The 14,606-nt window shown below is 61.8% G+C and carries 17 protein-coding genes and 1 tRNA gene; 9 read left to right on the top strand and 9 right to left on the bottom strand.

All coding sequences use genetic code 11. The features are described from left to right. Positions 1 to 39: 39 nt before the first annotated feature. Positions 40 to 807, top strand: a complete 768-nt coding sequence (gene cysE / locus EKL15_RS08485) for a serine O-acetyltransferase (protein ID WP_197779368.1) — start codon at positions 40 to 42, stop codon at positions 805 to 807. Positions 808 to 882: 75 nt separating this feature from the next. On the opposite strand, the gene EKL15_RS08480 is transcribed toward cysE, so the two are convergent. From EKL15_RS08480 to EKL15_RS08455, 6 genes are all read right to left on the bottom strand, one after another. After that, positions 883 to 2,424, bottom strand: coding sequence for a glycosyltransferase family 39 protein (locus tag EKL15_RS08480; RefSeq protein WP_197794138.1), 1,542 nt, complete (start codon positions 2,422 to 2,424; stop codon positions 883 to 885). Between the two features lie 125 nt (positions 2,425 to 2,549). Next, positions 2,550 to 2,693 carry a hypothetical protein gene (locus EKL15_RS08475; protein WP_016928795.1) on the bottom strand — a complete coding sequence of 48 codons (144 nt, stop codon included), beginning with the start codon at positions 2,691 to 2,693 and terminating at the stop codon, positions 2,550 to 2,552. Positions 2,694 to 2,801: 108 nt separating this feature from the next. Beyond that, on the bottom strand, positions 2,802 to 3,128 hold the full coding sequence (locus EKL15_RS08470) for a gamma-glutamylcyclotransferase family protein (protein ID WP_048322373.1): 327 nt from the start codon (positions 3,126 to 3,128) through the stop codon (positions 2,802 to 2,804). Positions 3,129 to 3,260: 132 nt separating this feature from the next. After that, positions 3,261 to 3,337 (bottom strand) — tRNA-Arg (locus EKL15_RS08465). Between the two features lie 96 nt (positions 3,338 to 3,433). Then, a complete protein-coding gene (locus EKL15_RS08460) occupies positions 3,434 to 3,760 on the bottom strand; it encodes a hypothetical protein (protein WP_194572609.1) in 327 nt (108 codons plus the stop codon). Then, positions 3,751 to 3,960 (bottom strand): hypothetical protein, encoded by a 210-nt coding sequence (locus EKL15_RS08455; protein ID WP_038875103.1) that lies wholly within the window; start codon positions 3,958 to 3,960, stop codon positions 3,751 to 3,753. The genes EKL15_RS08460 and EKL15_RS08455 overlap by 10 nt, the downstream gene beginning before the upstream one ends. A 205-nt stretch (positions 3,961 to 4,165) precedes the next feature. On the opposite strand from EKL15_RS08455, the gene folD reads away from it, so the two are divergent. Both folD and ybcJ read left to right on the top strand, forming a co-directional pair. Then, positions 4,166 to 5,032 carry a bifunctional methylenetetrahydrofolate dehydrogenase/methenyltetrahydrofolate cyclohydrolase FolD gene (folD, locus tag EKL15_RS08450; RefSeq protein ID WP_004940177.1) on the top strand — a complete coding sequence of 289 codons (867 nt, stop codon included), beginning with the start codon at positions 4,166 to 4,168 and terminating at the stop codon, positions 5,030 to 5,032. 10 nt (positions 5,033 to 5,042) lie between these two features. Then, complete coding sequence (ybcJ, locus tag EKL15_RS08445; protein WP_004940179.1) at positions 5,043 to 5,255, top strand: ribosome-associated protein YbcJ; 213 nt, start codon at positions 5,043 to 5,045, stop codon at positions 5,253 to 5,255. Positions 5,256 to 5,316: 61 nt separating this feature from the next. Here ybcJ and cysS read toward each other — a convergent pair whose 3' ends face one another. Further along, positions 5,317 to 6,702, bottom strand: a complete 1,386-nt coding sequence (gene cysS, locus EKL15_RS08440) for a cysteine--tRNA ligase (protein WP_038875101.1) — start codon at positions 6,700 to 6,702, stop codon at positions 5,317 to 5,319. A 309-nt stretch (positions 6,703 to 7,011) separates the two neighbouring features. Here cysS and ppiB point away from each other — a divergent pair, with 309 nt between their 5' ends. The 4 genes from ppiB to purK all read left to right on the top strand — a co-directional run bounded on the left by ppiB (position 7,012) and on the right by purK (position 9,977). Then, positions 7,012 to 7,506 (top strand): peptidylprolyl isomerase B, encoded by a 495-nt coding sequence (gene ppiB / locus EKL15_RS08435; RefSeq protein ID WP_004940183.1) that lies wholly within the window; start codon positions 7,012 to 7,014, stop codon positions 7,504 to 7,506. A 10-nt stretch (positions 7,507 to 7,516) separates the two neighbouring features. After that, positions 7,517 to 8,239, top strand: a complete 723-nt coding sequence (locus EKL15_RS08430) for a UDP-2,3-diacylglucosamine diphosphatase (protein WP_203089246.1) — start codon at positions 7,517 to 7,519, stop codon at positions 8,237 to 8,239. A gap of 149 nt (positions 8,240 to 8,388) precedes the next feature. Then, positions 8,389 to 8,913 (top strand): 5-(carboxyamino)imidazole ribonucleotide mutase, encoded by a 525-nt coding sequence (gene purE, locus EKL15_RS08425; RefSeq protein WP_060423515.1) that lies wholly within the window; start codon positions 8,389 to 8,391, stop codon positions 8,911 to 8,913. Continuing rightward, positions 8,910 to 9,977, top strand: coding sequence for a 5-(carboxyamino)imidazole ribonucleotide synthase (gene purK / locus EKL15_RS08420; protein WP_203089244.1), 1,068 nt, complete (start codon positions 8,910 to 8,912; stop codon positions 9,975 to 9,977). Before purE ends, purK begins: the two co-directional genes overlap by 4 nt. 70 nt (positions 9,978 to 10,047) lie before the next feature. Here purK and ybbP read toward each other — a convergent pair whose 3' ends face one another. Together ybbP and ybbA are read right to left on the bottom strand one after the other, a co-directional pair. Next, entirely contained in the window at positions 10,048 to 12,480 is a 2,433-nt protein-coding gene (gene ybbP / locus EKL15_RS08415; RefSeq protein WP_060423509.1) for a putative ABC transporter permease subunit YbbP, read from the bottom strand. After that, complete coding sequence (ybbA, locus tag EKL15_RS08410; RefSeq protein ID WP_004940192.1) at positions 12,477 to 13,163, bottom strand: putative ABC transporter ATP-binding protein YbbA; 687 nt, start codon at positions 13,161 to 13,163, stop codon at positions 12,477 to 12,479. The genes ybbP and ybbA overlap by 4 nt, the downstream gene beginning before the upstream one ends. Here ybbA and tesA point away from each other — a divergent pair. Together tesA and EKL15_RS08400 are read left to right on the top strand one after the other, a co-directional pair. Beyond that, complete coding sequence (gene tesA, locus EKL15_RS08405; protein WP_164268474.1) at positions 13,134 to 13,772, top strand: multifunctional acyl-CoA thioesterase I/protease I/lysophospholipase L1; 639 nt, start codon at positions 13,134 to 13,136, stop codon at positions 13,770 to 13,772. The genes ybbA and tesA overlap by 30 nt on opposite strands. Before the next feature lie 26 nt (positions 13,773 to 13,798). Further along, a complete protein-coding gene (locus EKL15_RS08400) occupies positions 13,799 to 14,575 on the top strand; it encodes an SDR family oxidoreductase (RefSeq protein WP_048232880.1) in 777 nt (258 codons plus the stop codon). The last annotated feature ends 31 nt before the right edge of the window (positions 14,576 to 14,606 follow it).

The following is a 14,606-nucleotide window of genomic DNA, read 5'->3' as shown; positions in this document are numbered from 1 at the left end:
CCGGGCGTTTTATCGCTATAACGCGACGAGGAAAAAAAGATGCGATTGATGAACTATGCCATTTTTCCGAACCTGACGTTCTCTGACCCCTTCTGGGTACAGCTCCGGCAAGAGGCAAAAGCCTTGGCCGAAAGAGAAGGGGTGATGAGCAAACTCCTGCAGCAAGGAGTATTGCAGCATGCCACCTTCAACGAGGCGCTCGCAAACCGCCTGGCCTTGAAACTGGCCAATGACGATATCGATGCAACGAGCCTGAGAAACGTTGTTGAACAAACGCTGCAACGCGCGCCCGACATTGTCGACGCCGCATTGGCGGATATGCGCGCGGTTTACGAACGCGATCCCGCCTGCCACAGTACGATACAGATATTTTTTTTCTTCAAGGGATTCATCGCATTGCAAGCCTATCGTGTCTCACATGCGCTGTATCAGCACCAGCACCGTGAAATGGCCTATCACATCCAAAGCCGGGTATCAGAACTCTTCTGTATCGATATCCATCCGGCCGCCAAGCTGGGCAAAGGCATCATGCTCGACCATGCTCACGCGATTGTCATCGGTGAAACGGCGACGGTGGGCGACAACGTCTCCCTGCTGCATTCGGTGACGCTGGGAGGAACAGGAAAAGCCGGCGGCGATCGCCATCCCAAGGTGGGTAATGGCGCCGTTATCGGCGCCGGAGCCAAAATATTGGGTAATGTGCGGATCGGCGACAGTTGCTGTGTTGCCGCCGGCGCCGTTGTGCTCAAGGACATTCCGCCATCGGCCACGGCAGTGGGCATTCCCGCCCGGATTGTCGGCCTCTAAGCGCCTCCCACACTCCGGTAGCGGCGAAAAACTATCGGTGTGTGGGGGCTTCCGAGACATTAGGCATTTATCCGGCTATCTGAGGTCGCGCACCACGAACAGACGCGATTCGAAACCGCCGCTCTTGAAGGTGCCGGTATTGACCCACCCCGGCGGCGAACGGCCGAAGTCCTGATTGAAATCCCCGCCGCTGACCAGCCAGACCCGGCGATGGCCTTTCGATAAAACGCTGAGCTTATCGACATAGGTCTGCGCCGCCCGATCGTGGAAAAAGGTGCCGAAGCCATAGGCATTGGGCTTGCCCGAAATGCCGTTGGGCCTGGCCGGGGTATACAGCAAGGCGCGATAGCCCTTCTTGTTGTAATACACGTAGCTCAGGTAGTTGAACATGTTGCTGACCACTACCGCATCGTTAGGCTGATAGTGGCTGTTGATATAATGCACCATCACCTTGAACTCATCTTTCTCGACCGGATAGTCGTTACGCACGCCGCAGCCGAACAGCAGGCTGAAAAACAACAGCAAAGAGATCCCGCGCACCCGGCTTTTCGTTCCGGCGATCAGCACGCCCAACACCAGCGGAATGCCGAGCGCGGCGGAATAGAGGTAGCGATCGACAAACAGCGGCGTGCGCCAGGAAATGGCGAATACCAGCGTCACCGGGATCAGAATGCCACCAAGCAGCAGCAGCGAGAATATCCTTGGCATCGCGCGCCGTTTCAGCAGCAGCGCGCACAACGCGATAAACATCGCCGGCAGCAGCCAGAGAATCGCCGTGGGATAGTTGCTGCCGTCATGGCCGGTGAGAAAACGCCAATACATTGCCGGCAGATCGCCCCAAGAAACCTGAGGGATCCAACCGACGTCGCCGCCGACCCGCAGTTCGGCGATATGCGCCAGCAGATTGAACAACACCAGCAGCCAGGGAATGTAGGCCACCCCAATCGCCACATTGGCCAGCCACCACGCCGGCTGCTTGATGTAACGTACGCCTTCTCGGCGGCATGACAGCGCCAATACCACCAGCCAGTGGGCGATCAGCGTGAAAATGGTGAAGTAATGGGTATAAAAGCTCAGCGTCATCAACAGCGCATACAGCGCCAGATAGCGGCGGTTATCCGGCGTTTTCAGCCACTTAGCCAGCACCATGGCGGCGGCGATCGCCAGCATCCCCATCAGCGCGTACATGCGCGCCTCCTGACTGTAACGCACCGCCATCGGCATGATTGCCATCAACCATCCCGCTATCAGCGCCGCCCGCTCGCTGGCCAACCAACGGGTAAAGCGCATCGCCAGCGCTACCGTCGCCACGCCAAACACCAGGCTCAGCGAACGGGCGGCCATGATGCCGTCGCCAAACAGTACCATCCAGGCATGCAGCAACAGATAATAAAGCGGCGGGTGAACATCGAAGGAAGCGTGGTACAGCAAAGCGCCCACATCATAGCGACTGGTCAGCACGCTGGAGGCTTCATCACACCAAAAGTACCGATCCGTTAAGGAAATAAACCGCACGATCGCCGAAAACGCCACGATCGCCAACGCGTAATGTTTGTAACTGATGCCCTTTAAGCCGTTGTTGCTCAAAGAGACATTCGAAACCTGTTGCAGTGACATAACCGCATTCCGCCCAAGAGAACCACACAGTGTGGAGACGCAGCGTCATCATTGCCGACGGCGGGTAAATGGCGGGTAAATCAGTACGAAAAAGTCGGCACAGTCACCGCGGCGCCGCACGACTCTCAGCGGATTTCAACGCTGATATCCGGGTAGGCCTTCTCGCCGTCGCTGAGGTAATGCCCCAGCGCCCGGTAAGCCATCACGTACAGCACGGCGGCGGCGCACAGGCACAGCAAGGTCACAAGCAGGAATCTGGATTTGCGCACGATAGGCTCCATGGGGAAATTTTCGCCTATTGTAGCGCGGCAAAATAAACGAAAGTTCAATTGCCGGCGGGTCGAGCGCCTCGCACTCATTCGGCGAGGCGGCTCGTATCATTTCTTCAACATGTAGATAAACGAATCGACGGTTTCGCCGCCGGCGGTGGTGACGCTCACCGCTACCCGTTCATACCCCTCGCCTTCGAACGCATCGAGAGTCGGCCAGTGGTTGACGAGATTCGCTGAACGGAACAGAAAACCTTTCACCCGATTGCCGCTGTTATCCAACACGATGCCTGGATAGCCCATCTCGGCGCCCCAGCCTTCGTTAAGCAGCGATCCGCCAACGCTGCCTTCTTCCCAGCTGCCGCCGATGGCTTCCATGATGTGCGCGTTGGGTCTGCCCGGCCCCAGGGTGCCGTATACGAATAAGCTTTGCATTTTTCACTCTGCCACTGACTGAAAGTTAGCGCATGAACATAACATGGCGCTCAATGGCAAGCCAACGGGCGTATGGGTTACGTAATCGAGTTTTCAAGGGAACAAGTAGGGGGAAGAAAATCAAGGGAGTAATGGCACGCCCTATAGGATTCGAACCTATGACCTACGGCTTAGAAGGCCGTTGCTCTATCCAACTGAGCTAAGGGCGCATTGATATGCGGCAACCTGCGGTTGCGGGTTGGGATTATACGGTCAGAGGTTAGCGAGTCAATGCCTTTTCATGACGTTACGGCGGCGGCCGTGCTTTATGGCGTTTTTTCCGCCAGCGCCCGCGCGGCGAGGGTTCCCGTCAACCGGGCGCCGCCATGCTGAACCAGGCCGACGCCTACGTAAATCGGCGCGCGTTCAGACCACCGCCGCCCGTCACCCCACCACCGGCAAAGGCGAGCGGACTGCACTACTGCGGCGATGTCGCCCCAATCGGCGTGCTCAACCACCCGCGCGTTGCAGGTCACCGCCACCCTTTCCTCCAGTGTGGCGTCGGGGCGGGCGCTGTTTAAAGAAGCCTGGCTCCCCGATGCCCAAACCAGCAACAGCGTGCAGCCTGCCCAGGCGCAACCCTTCATACGCATAACTTCCGCCACAGCGCATTCAATCGTGCCCGCCACGACGGCGCCGCCTCATGCTTGCCGAGCTGGTGCAACGCGGTGAGCTGTGCGCTGTCCGCCGGATGCAGTGAAGAATCGAACACCGTTTCCCCCACGTGTTTAGGCTCCGCCGGTTGCTCGTCAGGCTGATGATGCAACGGGTAAAGCCGGGTTATCGCTCTCATGATCCTGCCCTCTTTCGCCCTGTGAACGGCCCCAGCGTATCCAAATACAGGTAAAAATGACGTAGAGGATCCTGAGGCCGGCATAAAAAAAGCGTAAATCGGCGTCGGCAACGGCCGCGAGGGTGATTCTGCGCCTGACAGCGCGCTCAGCTTCTGCCAGAATAGCGGCATCCCCGCTTTTCTTAATTGATGGATTTCCACACTGATGTCAGCAAAGATTATTGATGGTAAAACGATTGCGCAGCAGGTTAGAAACGAAGTGGCTGAGCAAGTGAAACAACGTCTGGCGGCCGGCAAACGCGCCCCAGGGCTGGCGGTTGTGCTGGTCGGCGAGAATCCGGCTTCGCAAATTTACGTCGCCAGCAAGCGCCGCGCCTGCGATGAAGTCGGCTTCCTTTCCCGCTCCTACGACCTGCCCGCTGCCACCAGTGAAGCCGAGCTGCTGGCGTTAATCGACCAGCTGAACGCCGATGAGGAAATCGACGGTATTCTGGTGCAGTTGCCGCTGCCGGCCGGCATCGATAACGTCAAGGTGCTGGAACGCATCCACCCGGACAAAGACGTCGACGGCTTCCACCCGTACAACGTCGGCCGCCTGTGCCAACGCGCGCCTAAACTGCGCCCGTGCACGCCGCGCGGCATCGTCACCCTGCTGGAGCGTTATAACATCGATACCTACGGCCTGAACGCCGTGGTGGTCGGCGCTTCCAACATCGTCGGCCGCCCGATGAGCATGGAGCTGCTGCTGGCCGGCTGCACCACCACCGTCACCCACCGCTTCACCAAGAATCTGCGTCATCACGTCGAGAACGCCGATCTGCTGGTGGTGGCGGTCGGTAAGCCGGGCTTCATTCCGGGCGACTGGATCAAACCGGGCGCCATCGTGGTGGACGTCGGCATCAACCGTCTGGAAAGCGGTAAAGTGGTGGGCGATGTCGATTTCGACGCCGCCAGCGAGCGCGCCGCCTACATCACCCCAGTGCCGGGTGGCGTCGGCCCGATGACCGTTGCTACACTGATCCAAAATACCTTGCAGGCCTGCGAGGAATATCACGACGTTCAACCTAAATAAGTAAGGCAGTATGGAAATTTTCAATCTGGACAATCATCCCCACGTCGAACTGTGCGATCTGCTGAAGTTCCAGGGCTGGTGTGAAAGCGGCGGCGCCGCCAAAGAAGTCATCGCCGAAGGGCGGGTGAAAGTCGACGGCAAGGTCGAAACCCGCAAGCGCTGCAAGATCGTCGCCGATCAGGTGGTGGAATTCAACGGCGGCAAGGTCATGGTTAAACCCTAACCCGCAGCCATAGAAAAAGGCGCTGAATTCAGCGCCTTTTTTGTTTTTCCCTGCGGCCGGATTACTTGCGGCGCCAGGTGGTGCCCTGCGGGCCGTCTTCCAGCACGATGTTCATCTCGTTCAACCGATCGCGAGCGGCATCTGCCAGCGCCCAGTCCTTGGCAGCACGCGCTTCGTTACGCTGTTTGATCAGCGCTTCGATCTCCGCCACTTCGCCGTCGTCAACCTGAGCGCCCCCTTGCAGGAACTGCTCCGGCTCCTGCTGCAGCAGGCCGAGTACGTTCGCCAGCTTACGCAGTTCCGCCGCCATACCGTTGGCCGCCGCCATGTCTTCCCCCTTGAGGCGGTTAACCTCGCGCGCCAGATCGAACAGCGCCGAGTAGGCTTCCGGGGTGTTGAAGTCGTCGTCCATCGCTTCGCGGAAGCGGGCTTCGAACGCTTCGCCGCCGGCCGGCGCGGCGTCGGCATCGGTGCCGCGCAGCGCGGTATAGAGGCGCTCCAGCGCGGTGCGCGCCTGCTTGAGGTTCTCTTCGCTGTAGTTCAGCTGGCTGCGATAGTGGCCGGACATCAGGAAGTAACGCACCGTCTCCGCATCGTAATGGCCGAGCACGTCGCGAATGGTGAAGAAGTTATCCAGCGATTTGGACATCTTTTCTTTGTCGATCATCACCATGCCGGAGTGCATCCAGTAATTGACGTACGGGCCGTCGTGGGCGCAGCTCGACTGTGCGATCTCGTTCTCGTGATGCGGGAACATCAGATCGGAACCGCCGCCGTGGATATCGAAGTGGGTGCCCAGTTGCTTGCAGTTCATGGCGGAGCATTCGATATGCCAGCCCGGACGGCCCGGCCCCCACGGCGACTGCCAGCTCGGCTCGCCCGGCTTGGACATCTTCCACAGCACGAAGTCCATCGGGTTGCGTTTCACGTCGTCGATCTCTACGCGCGCGCCGGCCTGCAGCTGATCCAGATCCTGGCGCGACAGCAGCCCGTATTGCGGATCGCTGTCGATGGAGAACATCACGTCGCCGTTGCTAGCCACATAGGCGTGATCGCGATCGATCAGGCGCTGGGTGATCTCGATGATCTCGGCGATGTGCTGGGTCGCGCGCGGCTCTTGATCCGGGCGGTCGATCAGCAGCGCGTCGAAGTCGGCGTGCATTTCCGCCAGCATGCGTTCGGTCAGCTGGTCGCAGGTTTCATGATTTTCCGCCGCGCGGCGGATGATTTTGTCGTCCACGTCGGTGACGTTGCGCACGTAGTTCAGCGAATAGCCGAGGTAGCGCAGGTAACGCGCCACCACGTCGAAAGCGACAAAGGTACGACCGTGGCCGATGTGACACAGGTCATAGATGGTTACCCCGCACACGTACATGCCCACTTTCCCGGCATGAATGGGTTTGAATTCCTCTTTTTGACGACTCAGGGTATTAAAAATCTTTAGCATCGGGAGATTCCGTGGTGTGCGTGATAACAAAAAAGATAACCGGGCTTCAGGTTTTCCGCCCGGTAGCGTATTGAAACCTGAAGCCTGATCTATTGCAAGGTTAAGGCCATGCTTTGCTGATTTCACGCGAATAAAATGCGCGAAATTCGGCGGTCGGCGAAATTGTTATAATATAACACAAATGCAATTACCACAGACAGTGCGCGGTTGAGCCGCTGCTGACTCACTGGGGCGGATATGTTATAAGGGCGGTCTGAATGTTCACTCGCTTTACGTGACGTCTCACTTCACCTTGTTAGGATTAAAACTATGGTTACTTTCCACACCAATCACGGCGATATCGTTATCAAGACCTTTGCTGACAAAGCGCCGGTTACCGTTGAAAACTTCCTGAACTACTGCCGCGCCGGTTTCTACGACAACACCATCTTCCACCGAGTGATCAACGGCTTCATGATCCAGGGCGGCGGTTTCGAGCCGGGCATGAACCAGAAAGCGACCAACGCGACCATTAAGAACGAAGCCAACAACGGTCTGAAAAACACCATCGGCACCCTGGCAATGGCGCGCACCAACGATCCGCACTCCGCCACCGCACAGTTCTTCATCAACGTGGCTGACAACGACTTCCTGAACTTCCGCGGCGAAAACGTGCAGGGCTGGGGCTACTGCGTGTTTGCTGAAGTGGTTGAAGGCATGGACGTGGTCAACAAGATCAAAGGCGTGAAAACCGGCCGCAGCGGCATGCACCAGGACGTACCGGTAGAAGACGTCGTGATCAACAGCGTGACCGTCAGCGAGTAATCGCGGCTGCATGAGTACGCTGTTCATCGCAGATCTGCACTTGTGCGCACAGGAACCGGCAATCACTGCCGGTTTTCTGCGTTTTTTACGGCGCGAAGCGGTTCACGCCGACGCGCTGTACATCCTCGGCGACCTGTTTGAAGCCTGGATCGGCGACGACGATCCCGAGCCGCTGCACGTGGAGATCGCCGCGGCGCTGAAAGCGCTGCAACAGGCCGGCGTGCCCTGCTACTTCATCCACGGCAACCGCGATTTTCTGCTCGGCAAGCGCTTCGCCCGTGCCAGCGGCATGCAGCTGCTGCCGGAAGAGAAAGTGCTGGAGCTATACGGCCGCAGGATCCTGATCCTGCACGGCGACACCCTGTGCACCGACGATCAGGCCTATCAGCAATTCCGCCGTAAAGTGCACAACCCGCTGATTCAAAAATTGTTCCTGGCGCTGCCGCTGCGCTGGCGACTGAAGATCGCCGCCAACATGCGCGCCCGCAGCCAGCAATCCAACCAGTACAAGTCGGAAGCCATCATGGACGTCAACCCGCAGGCAGTCGAACAGACTATGCTGCGCCACGACGTGCACTGGATGATCCACGGCCATACCCATCGCCCGGCGGTGCACCAGCTGGCGTTGAGCAACGGCGAAGCCCATCGCGCGGTGCTGGGCGCCTGGCACGTCGAAGGATCGATGGTCAAAGTCAGCGCCGACGCCGTCGAGCTGATCCAATTCCCATTCTGAGCCCCGGACTGGCGCGCGAGTGAAAATTCGCGCTTTCGGCGGTGAAAACCGGCGACGCAACCGTTTTCCTCGCCGTGCGCTCATGGTATGCTCTACGCCCTCATTCGGCCCTCAGCCGACGCCAGACAAATCACAGGAGCCTTACACCCATGGGAGCCAACGCCGCTTCAGCCGCCACTACCGGGGCGAAAATCGCAATTGTAATGGGATCGAAAAGTGACTGGGCCACCATGCAGTTCGCCGCCGAAGTCCTGACCCAGCTCGAAGTCCCCTTCCATGTCGAAGTCGTTTCCGCCCACCGTACGCCGGACAAGCTGTTCAGCTTCGCCGAGCAGGCTACCGCCAACGGCTTTGACGTGATCATCGCCGGCGCCGGCGGTGCGGCACACCTGCCGGGCATGCTGGCGGCGAAAACCCTGGTGCCGGTGCTGGGTGTGCCGGTGCAAAGCGCCGCGCTGAGCGGCGTAGACAGCCTCTACTCCATCGTACAGATGCCGCGCGGCATTCCGGTGGGCACGCTGGCGATCGGCAAAGCCGGCGCCGCCAACGCCGGGCTGCTGGCGATGCAGATCCTGGCGCTGCACGACGCCGCGCTGGCGCAGCGTTTGGCGGACTGGCGTCGGGCGCAGACCGAAGAGGTGTTGAACCACCCCGATCCGCGGGAGGACGCATGAAGCCGGTTTGCGTACTGGGCAACGGCCAGCTGGGGCGCATGCTGCGCCAGGCCGGCGAACCGCTGGGCATCGCCGTTTACCCCGTCGGCATCGATGCCGAGCCCGAGGCGGTGCCGTATCAGAACAGCGTCATTACCGCCGAGATCGAACGCTGGCCGGAAACCGCGCTGACGCGCGAACTGGCGACCCACAGCGCCTTCGTCAACCGCGACATCTTCCCGCGCCTGGCCGATCGCCTGACGCAAAAACAGCTGCTCGACCAGCTCGGCCTGGCGACCGCGCCGTGGCAGCTGCTGGCGAGCGCCGCCGAATGGCCGCAGGTATTCGCTTCGCTGGGCGAGCTGGCGATCGTCAAACGCCGGGTCGGCGGCTATGACGGCCGCGGCCAATGGCGCTTGCGCCCGGGCCAGGAAGCCGAACTGCCGGCCGATGCCTATGGCGAGTGCATCGTCGAGCAAGGCATCAATTTCTCCGGCGAAGTATCGCTGGTGGGTGGGCGCGGCCACGACGGCCGTTCGGTATTCTACCCGCTGACTCACAACCTGCATGAAGACGGCATCCTGCGCACCAGCGTGACGCTGCCGCAGCCCAACCCGGCGCTGCAGCAACAGGCCGAGCAGATGCTGACGGCGATCCTGAACGAGCTGAACTACGTCGGCGTGATGGCGATGGAATGCTTTATCGTCGGCGATCGGCTGCTGATCAACGAACTGGCACCGCGCGTGCACAACAGCGGCCACTGGACGCAAAACGGCGCGTCCATCAGTCAGTTCGAGTTGCATCTGCGCGCCATCCTTGGCCTGCCGTTGCCGGAGCCGGTGGTGAGCACGCCGTCGGTGATGGTCAACCTGATCGGCACCGCCGTCAACGAACAGTGGCTGTCGCTGCCGCTGGTGCATCTGCACTGGTATGAGAAAGAGGTGCGCCCGGGCCGCAAGGTCGGCCACCTCAATCTGAACGACCCGAGCGCCGCCGATCTGCGCCAGGCGCTGCAGGCGCTGGCGCCGCTGCTGCCGGGCGAATACCAAAGCGGGCTGGCCTGGGCACAGCAGAAGCTGGCTTAAGGCTCACGCCGCCGAAAGTAAAAGGGGTTAGCCTTAGGCTAACCCCTTTTTTCATCCCGCTAAGTCAACATCACCCCTCATAACTGCGGAACAGCGCCCGGCCGCGCAGCAGGCGCACGCCCAGCCAGCCGCCGCACAGCGACAGCAGCAGCGCGCTGGCCAGCGGCAACGCCCACCACAGCACCGGCGTCGGCGTCCACGGGAAGTCGAATACCCGGCTCTGCAGCAGCCACAGCGCCGCCTCGGCGCCCACCGCCGCCGCGATGCCCGCCACCAGCCCCAGCAGGGCGAACTCGCACCACAGTGTGCGGCGCAGCAGCCGTTTGCCGGCCCCCAGCGTGCGGTACACCACCAGCTCCTGGCGGCGCTGACGCATGCCGACCTGCACCTGCGCCAGCAGCAGCAGGCCACCGCACAACACCACCAGCACCACCATCACCTCCAGCGCGCGGCTGACCTGCTGCAGCACGCCGCCGACCTGTTTCAGGATCGCGCCGATGTCCAGCAGGCTGAGCGTCGGAAATTGGCGGTTGAGCTGGGTCAGCATCTGGCCGTCGCCGTCGTAGCGGAAGCTGGTAAGCCAGGTCTGCGGCTGGCCGTCCAGCGCGCCCGGCGGGAAGATAAAGTAAAAGTTCGGCTTCAGGCTTTCCCAATCCACCTGGCGCAGACTGGTGACCTTGGCGCTGAACGCCTGGGTATCGCCGCTGAAGGTCAGCGTGTCGCCCAGCTTGATCTTCAGCCGCCCGGCAATGCCTTCATCCATCGAGACTTCGCCGCTTTTCGGCGGCCAGCTGCCCGCCACCAGCGGATTATGATCCGGCAGATCGGCCAGCCAGGTCAGGTTCAGCTCGCGGTTCACCGCCTCGCCGCCCGGATCGTCTTCATGCACCCGCTCGGTCGCCAGCTGCTGGTTTATCTCGGTCAGGCGCACCCGGACGATCGGATAATAGGTTTCCGGCTTGATCTGGTGCTGCTGCAGGAAGGTTTTCACCTGCGGCACCTGCGCCTCGGTCATGTTGAGCAGGAAATAGTTCGGGCTGTCCGGCGGCAGCTGTTGCTGCCAGCGTTCGAGCAGATCGCCGCGCAGCACCAACAGCAGCGCCAGCAGCATGAACGACAGCGAAAATGCCGCCAGCTGGCTGATGGTCACCCACGGCTGATGCAGCAGGCGGTTAACCGCCAGCCGCAGCGCCAGGCTCTTGAGCGTGATGCGGCGCAGCAACAACAGGCTGCCCCAGCCGATGCCGCCCAGCAGCAGCGCCAGCACCGCCATACCGGCCAGGATCGCCCACAGCAGCGTGCTGGCCCCCATCAGCGTCACCAGCAGCGCCACCACGACCGCCGCCGTCACCGGCAGGAAGTAGCGCAGCGGCCAGACGTTGGCCACCACGTCGCGGCGCAGCACCCGCAGCGGTTGGGTAGCCAGCAGCTGACGGTACGGCCGCAGCCCGACCAGCAGTGAAATCAGCACCAGCGCGCCGAGCGCCCACAGCCACGGCCAGGCGCCGGCGGCAGGCAATGCGGCCGGTAACACCGGTTTCAGCAGGCGAATCAACAGCGCTTCGAACGCCAGCCCGATCGCCCCGCCGCACACCGCCGCCAGCGCCATCACCGCCAGCCACTGGCCGACGATCAGCTTACGCAGCGCGCCGCGCCCGGCGCCGAGGGTTTTCAGCACCGCGATCAGATCGTAGCGGCTGCGGCAATAGTGGCTCATCGCCACCGCCACGGCGGCGATCGACAACAGCAGCGTCAGCAGGGCCGACAACAGCAGGAACTGTTGGGATCGCTGCAGCGACTTGCCGAGCGCGCTGCCGGACTCCTGCAGCCCGAACCAGCGCTGATCCGGCGTCAACTGCGGCGTCAGCCGTTCTTCGTAACGTTGAATATCCGGCTCGGCGCCGGCGAACATATAGCGGTAGGTCAGGCGGCTGCCCGGCTGCACCGCGCCGGTCTTATCGACGTCCGCCAGGTTGATCATGATGCGCGGCGCGGTCTGGAACGGGTTGAAGCCGGCGTCCGGCTCCTGAATGATTTCACCGGCGATGCGCAGCGTGGTGTCGCCCACCTCGAGCGAATCCCCGACTTTCACGTTCAGCAGCGCCAGCAGACGCGGTGCCACCAGCACGCTGCCCGGTTCGGGCTTGATGTTGGCCGGGCGCGTTTCCAGCTTGCCGTACAGCGGATAGGCCAGATCGGTGGCTTTCACGTCCGCCAGCTGCGGCCGATCGCCGGCATAGGTCATGGTGGTGAACGACAGTTGACGGCTCAGTTTCAGCCCCTGCTGCTGCGCGTCCAGCAGCCAGCCTTCCGGCACCGGATGCGCGCTGCGCAGCACCCGATCGCCGGCGATAAAGTCGCGGCTCTGTTGGCTGAGCCCTTTGTCCATACGATCGCTGATGCTGCCCAGCGCCAGCACGCAGGCCACGGAGAGCGTCAGCGCCAGCCAAACGATCAGCAGCGACGGCGAGCGCCATTCGCGCCAGAACCAGCGCCAGATCATGCTTCCTCCCACAGCTTGCCTTCGCGCAGCCGCAGCCGCCGCTGGCAGCGCGCCGCCAGGGTTTCGTCATGGGTCACCAGGATCAGGGTGGTGTCAAAATCGCGATTGAGGGAAAACAGCAGGTCGGCGATGCGATCGCCGGTCTGACGATCGAGGTTGCCGGTCGGTTCATCGGCGAACAGCACCCGCGGCCGGCCGCTGAAGGCGCGCGCCAGCGCCACGCGCTGCTGCTCGCCGCCGGACAGCTGCGCCGGCAGGTGATCGAGCCGTTTGCCCAATCCCAGCTGTTCCAGCAGCTGCACCGCCTGCTCGCGGCTTTGCCTGTCGCTCTCGCCGCGCAGCAGCGCCGGCAGCTGCACGTTTTCCAGCGCGTTCAGCGTCGGCACCAGCATGAACGACTGAAACACGAAGCCGACGTTCCTGGCGCGCAGCGCGGCGCGGCCCTCTTCGTCCAACGCGGTCAACGACTCGCCGAGCAGGCGCACCTCGCCCTCGCTGCCGTCATCCAGCCCGGCCAAAATGCCCAGCAGGGTCGATTTCCCCGATCCGGATTCGCCGATCAGGGCGATCGTCTGCGCGGGTTTGACAAGCAGCTCGACTCCGGTAAGGATGGTGAGCTGATGCTCACCCTGACCAACGTGTTTACTAAGATGATGAACTTCAAGAACGTTTTCCGCTGGCATCTTCCCTTCCTTTTGCTGTTGGGATTATTCAGTTTACGCGCTGTCGCCGCCGATACCTTGTTGATTTTGGGCGACAGTTTAAGCGCCGGCTACCGCCTGCCGATCGAGCGGGCCTGGCCGACGCTGTTGGCCGAACAGTGGCAGAAAAAACCAGGCGCGCCACAGCTGGTCAACGCCAGCATCAGCGGCGACACCGCCGCACAGGGGCTGGCGCGTCTGCCCGCGCTGCTGAAACAGCATCAGCCGCGCTGGGTGCTGATCGAGCTGGGCGCCAACGACGGCCTGCGCGGTTTCCCGGCGCAGGACGTACAGCGCGATCTCGGCCAGATCATCACACAGGTGCAGCAGGCCGGCGCACAGCCGCTGCTGATGCAGATCCGCATCCCGCCGAACTACGGCCGCCGCTATACCGAAGCGTTCAGCGCCGTTTACCCGGCGCTGGCCAAGCAGTTCAACATTCCGCTGCTGCCGTTCTATATGGAACAGGTGGTGGTGAAGCCGGAATGGATGCAGGATGACGGATTGCACCCCAATGGGGACGCCCAGCCGTTTATCGCCACCTGGATGGCGGAGCGCCTGGAACCGCTAGTAAAACATGAGTCTAACTAAATTAGGGTCGTACACTAGGTAAAGTTATGCAAAAAGCAGTATTGATAACCGGCTGCTCCAGCGGGATTGGACTGATTGCGGCGCAGGATCTGCGCAACCGCGGCTATCGGGTGCTGGCCGCCTGCCGCAAACCGCAGGACGTGGAAAACATGCGCCAGCTCGGGCTGGAAGGCATCGAGCTGGATCTGGACGACAGCGCCAGCGTCGAGCGCGCCGCCGCCGAGGTGATCGCGCTGACCGGTGGCCGCCTGTACGGCCTGTTCAACAACGGCGGCTTCGGCGTTTACGGCCCGCTCAGCCGCATTTCGCGCAGCCAGCTGGAGCGGCAGTTCGCCACCAACCTGTTCGGCACCCACCAGCTGACCCAGCTGCTGTTGCCGGCAATGCTGCCGCACGGCGAAGGGCGCATTATCCAGACCAGCTCGGTGATGGGGCTGGTCTCCAGCGCCGGGCGCGGCGCCTACGCCGCCAGCAAGTTCGCGTTGGAGGCCTGGTCGGACGCGCTGCGCATGGAGCTGCACGGCAGCGGCATTCAGGTCAGCCTGATCGAACCGGGGCCGATTTCTACCCACTTTAGCCAGAACGTCAACCAGGCACAGAGCGACAAGCCGGTGCACAACCCCGGCATCGCCAAGCGCCTGACGCTGCCGCCGGAGGCCATTCTGCCCAAGCTGCGCCACGCGCTGGAAAGCCCGCGCGCCAAACTGCGCTACCCGGTGACCCTGCTGGCGCACGCCATGAGCGTGCTGCGCCGCATTCTGCCGGGCCGCTGTCTGGATTGGCTGCTGCGCGGCAACGCTTAATTCGCCCGCCGGGGTTGAAGAATGGCGGCGC

The sequence above is a fragment of the Serratia sp. 4542 genome (genome assembly GCF_016805595.1).
Taxonomy (GTDB): Bacteria; Pseudomonadota; Gammaproteobacteria; order Enterobacterales; family Enterobacteriaceae; genus Serratia; species Serratia nevei.
The sequence above is the reverse complement of the archived record's forward strand: the minus strand, read 5'-3'. Positions and strand labels throughout refer to the sequence as shown.

Bases quoted from the DNA above. Each gene is read 5' to 3' on its own strand.
- cysS (WP_038875101.1), bottom strand. From the start codon at position 6,702: ATGCTAAAGATTTTTAATACCCTGAGTCGTCAAAAAGAGGAATTCAAA.
- EKL15_RS08470 (WP_048322373.1), bottom strand. From the start codon at position 3,128: ATGCAAAGCTTATTCGTATACGGCACCCTGGGGCCGGGCAGACCCAAC.
- EKL15_RS08455 (WP_038875103.1), bottom strand. From the start codon at position 3,960: ATGAGAGCGATAACCCGGCTTTACCCGTTGCATCATCAGCCTGACGAG.
- cysE (WP_197779368.1), top strand. From the start codon at position 40: ATGCGATTGATGAACTATGCCATTTTTCCGAACCTGACGTTCTCTGAC.
- EKL15_RS08480 (WP_197794138.1), bottom strand. From the start codon at position 2,424: ATGTCACTGCAACAGGTTTCGAATGTCTCTTTGAGCAACAACGGCTTA.
- tesA (WP_164268474.1), top strand. From the start codon at position 13,134: ATGAACTTCAAGAACGTTTTCCGCTGGCATCTTCCCTTCCTTTTGCTG.
- ppiB (WP_004940183.1), top strand. From the start codon at position 7,012: ATGGTTACTTTCCACACCAATCACGGCGATATCGTTATCAAGACCTTT.
- EKL15_RS08400 (WP_048232880.1), top strand. From the start codon at position 13,799: ATGCAAAAAGCAGTATTGATAACCGGCTGCTCCAGCGGGATTGGACTG.
- purE (WP_060423515.1), top strand. From the start codon at position 8,389: ATGGGAGCCAACGCCGCTTCAGCCGCCACTACCGGGGCGAAAATCGCA.
- EKL15_RS08460 (WP_194572609.1), bottom strand. From the start codon at position 3,760: ATGCGTATGAAGGGTTGCGCCTGGGCAGGCTGCACGCTGTTGCTGGTT.
- ybbA (WP_004940192.1), bottom strand. From the start codon at position 13,163: ATGCCAGCGGAAAACGTTCTTGAAGTTCATCATCTTAGTAAACACGTT.
- folD (WP_004940177.1), top strand. From the start codon at position 4,166: ATGTCAGCAAAGATTATTGATGGTAAAACGATTGCGCAGCAGGTTAGA.
- ybcJ (WP_004940179.1), top strand. From the start codon at position 5,043: ATGGAAATTTTCAATCTGGACAATCATCCCCACGTCGAACTGTGCGAT.
- EKL15_RS08430 (WP_203089246.1), top strand. From the start codon at position 7,517: ATGAGTACGCTGTTCATCGCAGATCTGCACTTGTGCGCACAGGAACCG.
- ybbP (WP_060423509.1), bottom strand. From the start codon at position 12,480: ATGATCTGGCGCTGGTTCTGGCGCGAATGGCGCTCGCCGTCGCTGCTG.
- purK (WP_203089244.1), top strand. From the start codon at position 8,910: ATGAAGCCGGTTTGCGTACTGGGCAACGGCCAGCTGGGGCGCATGCTG.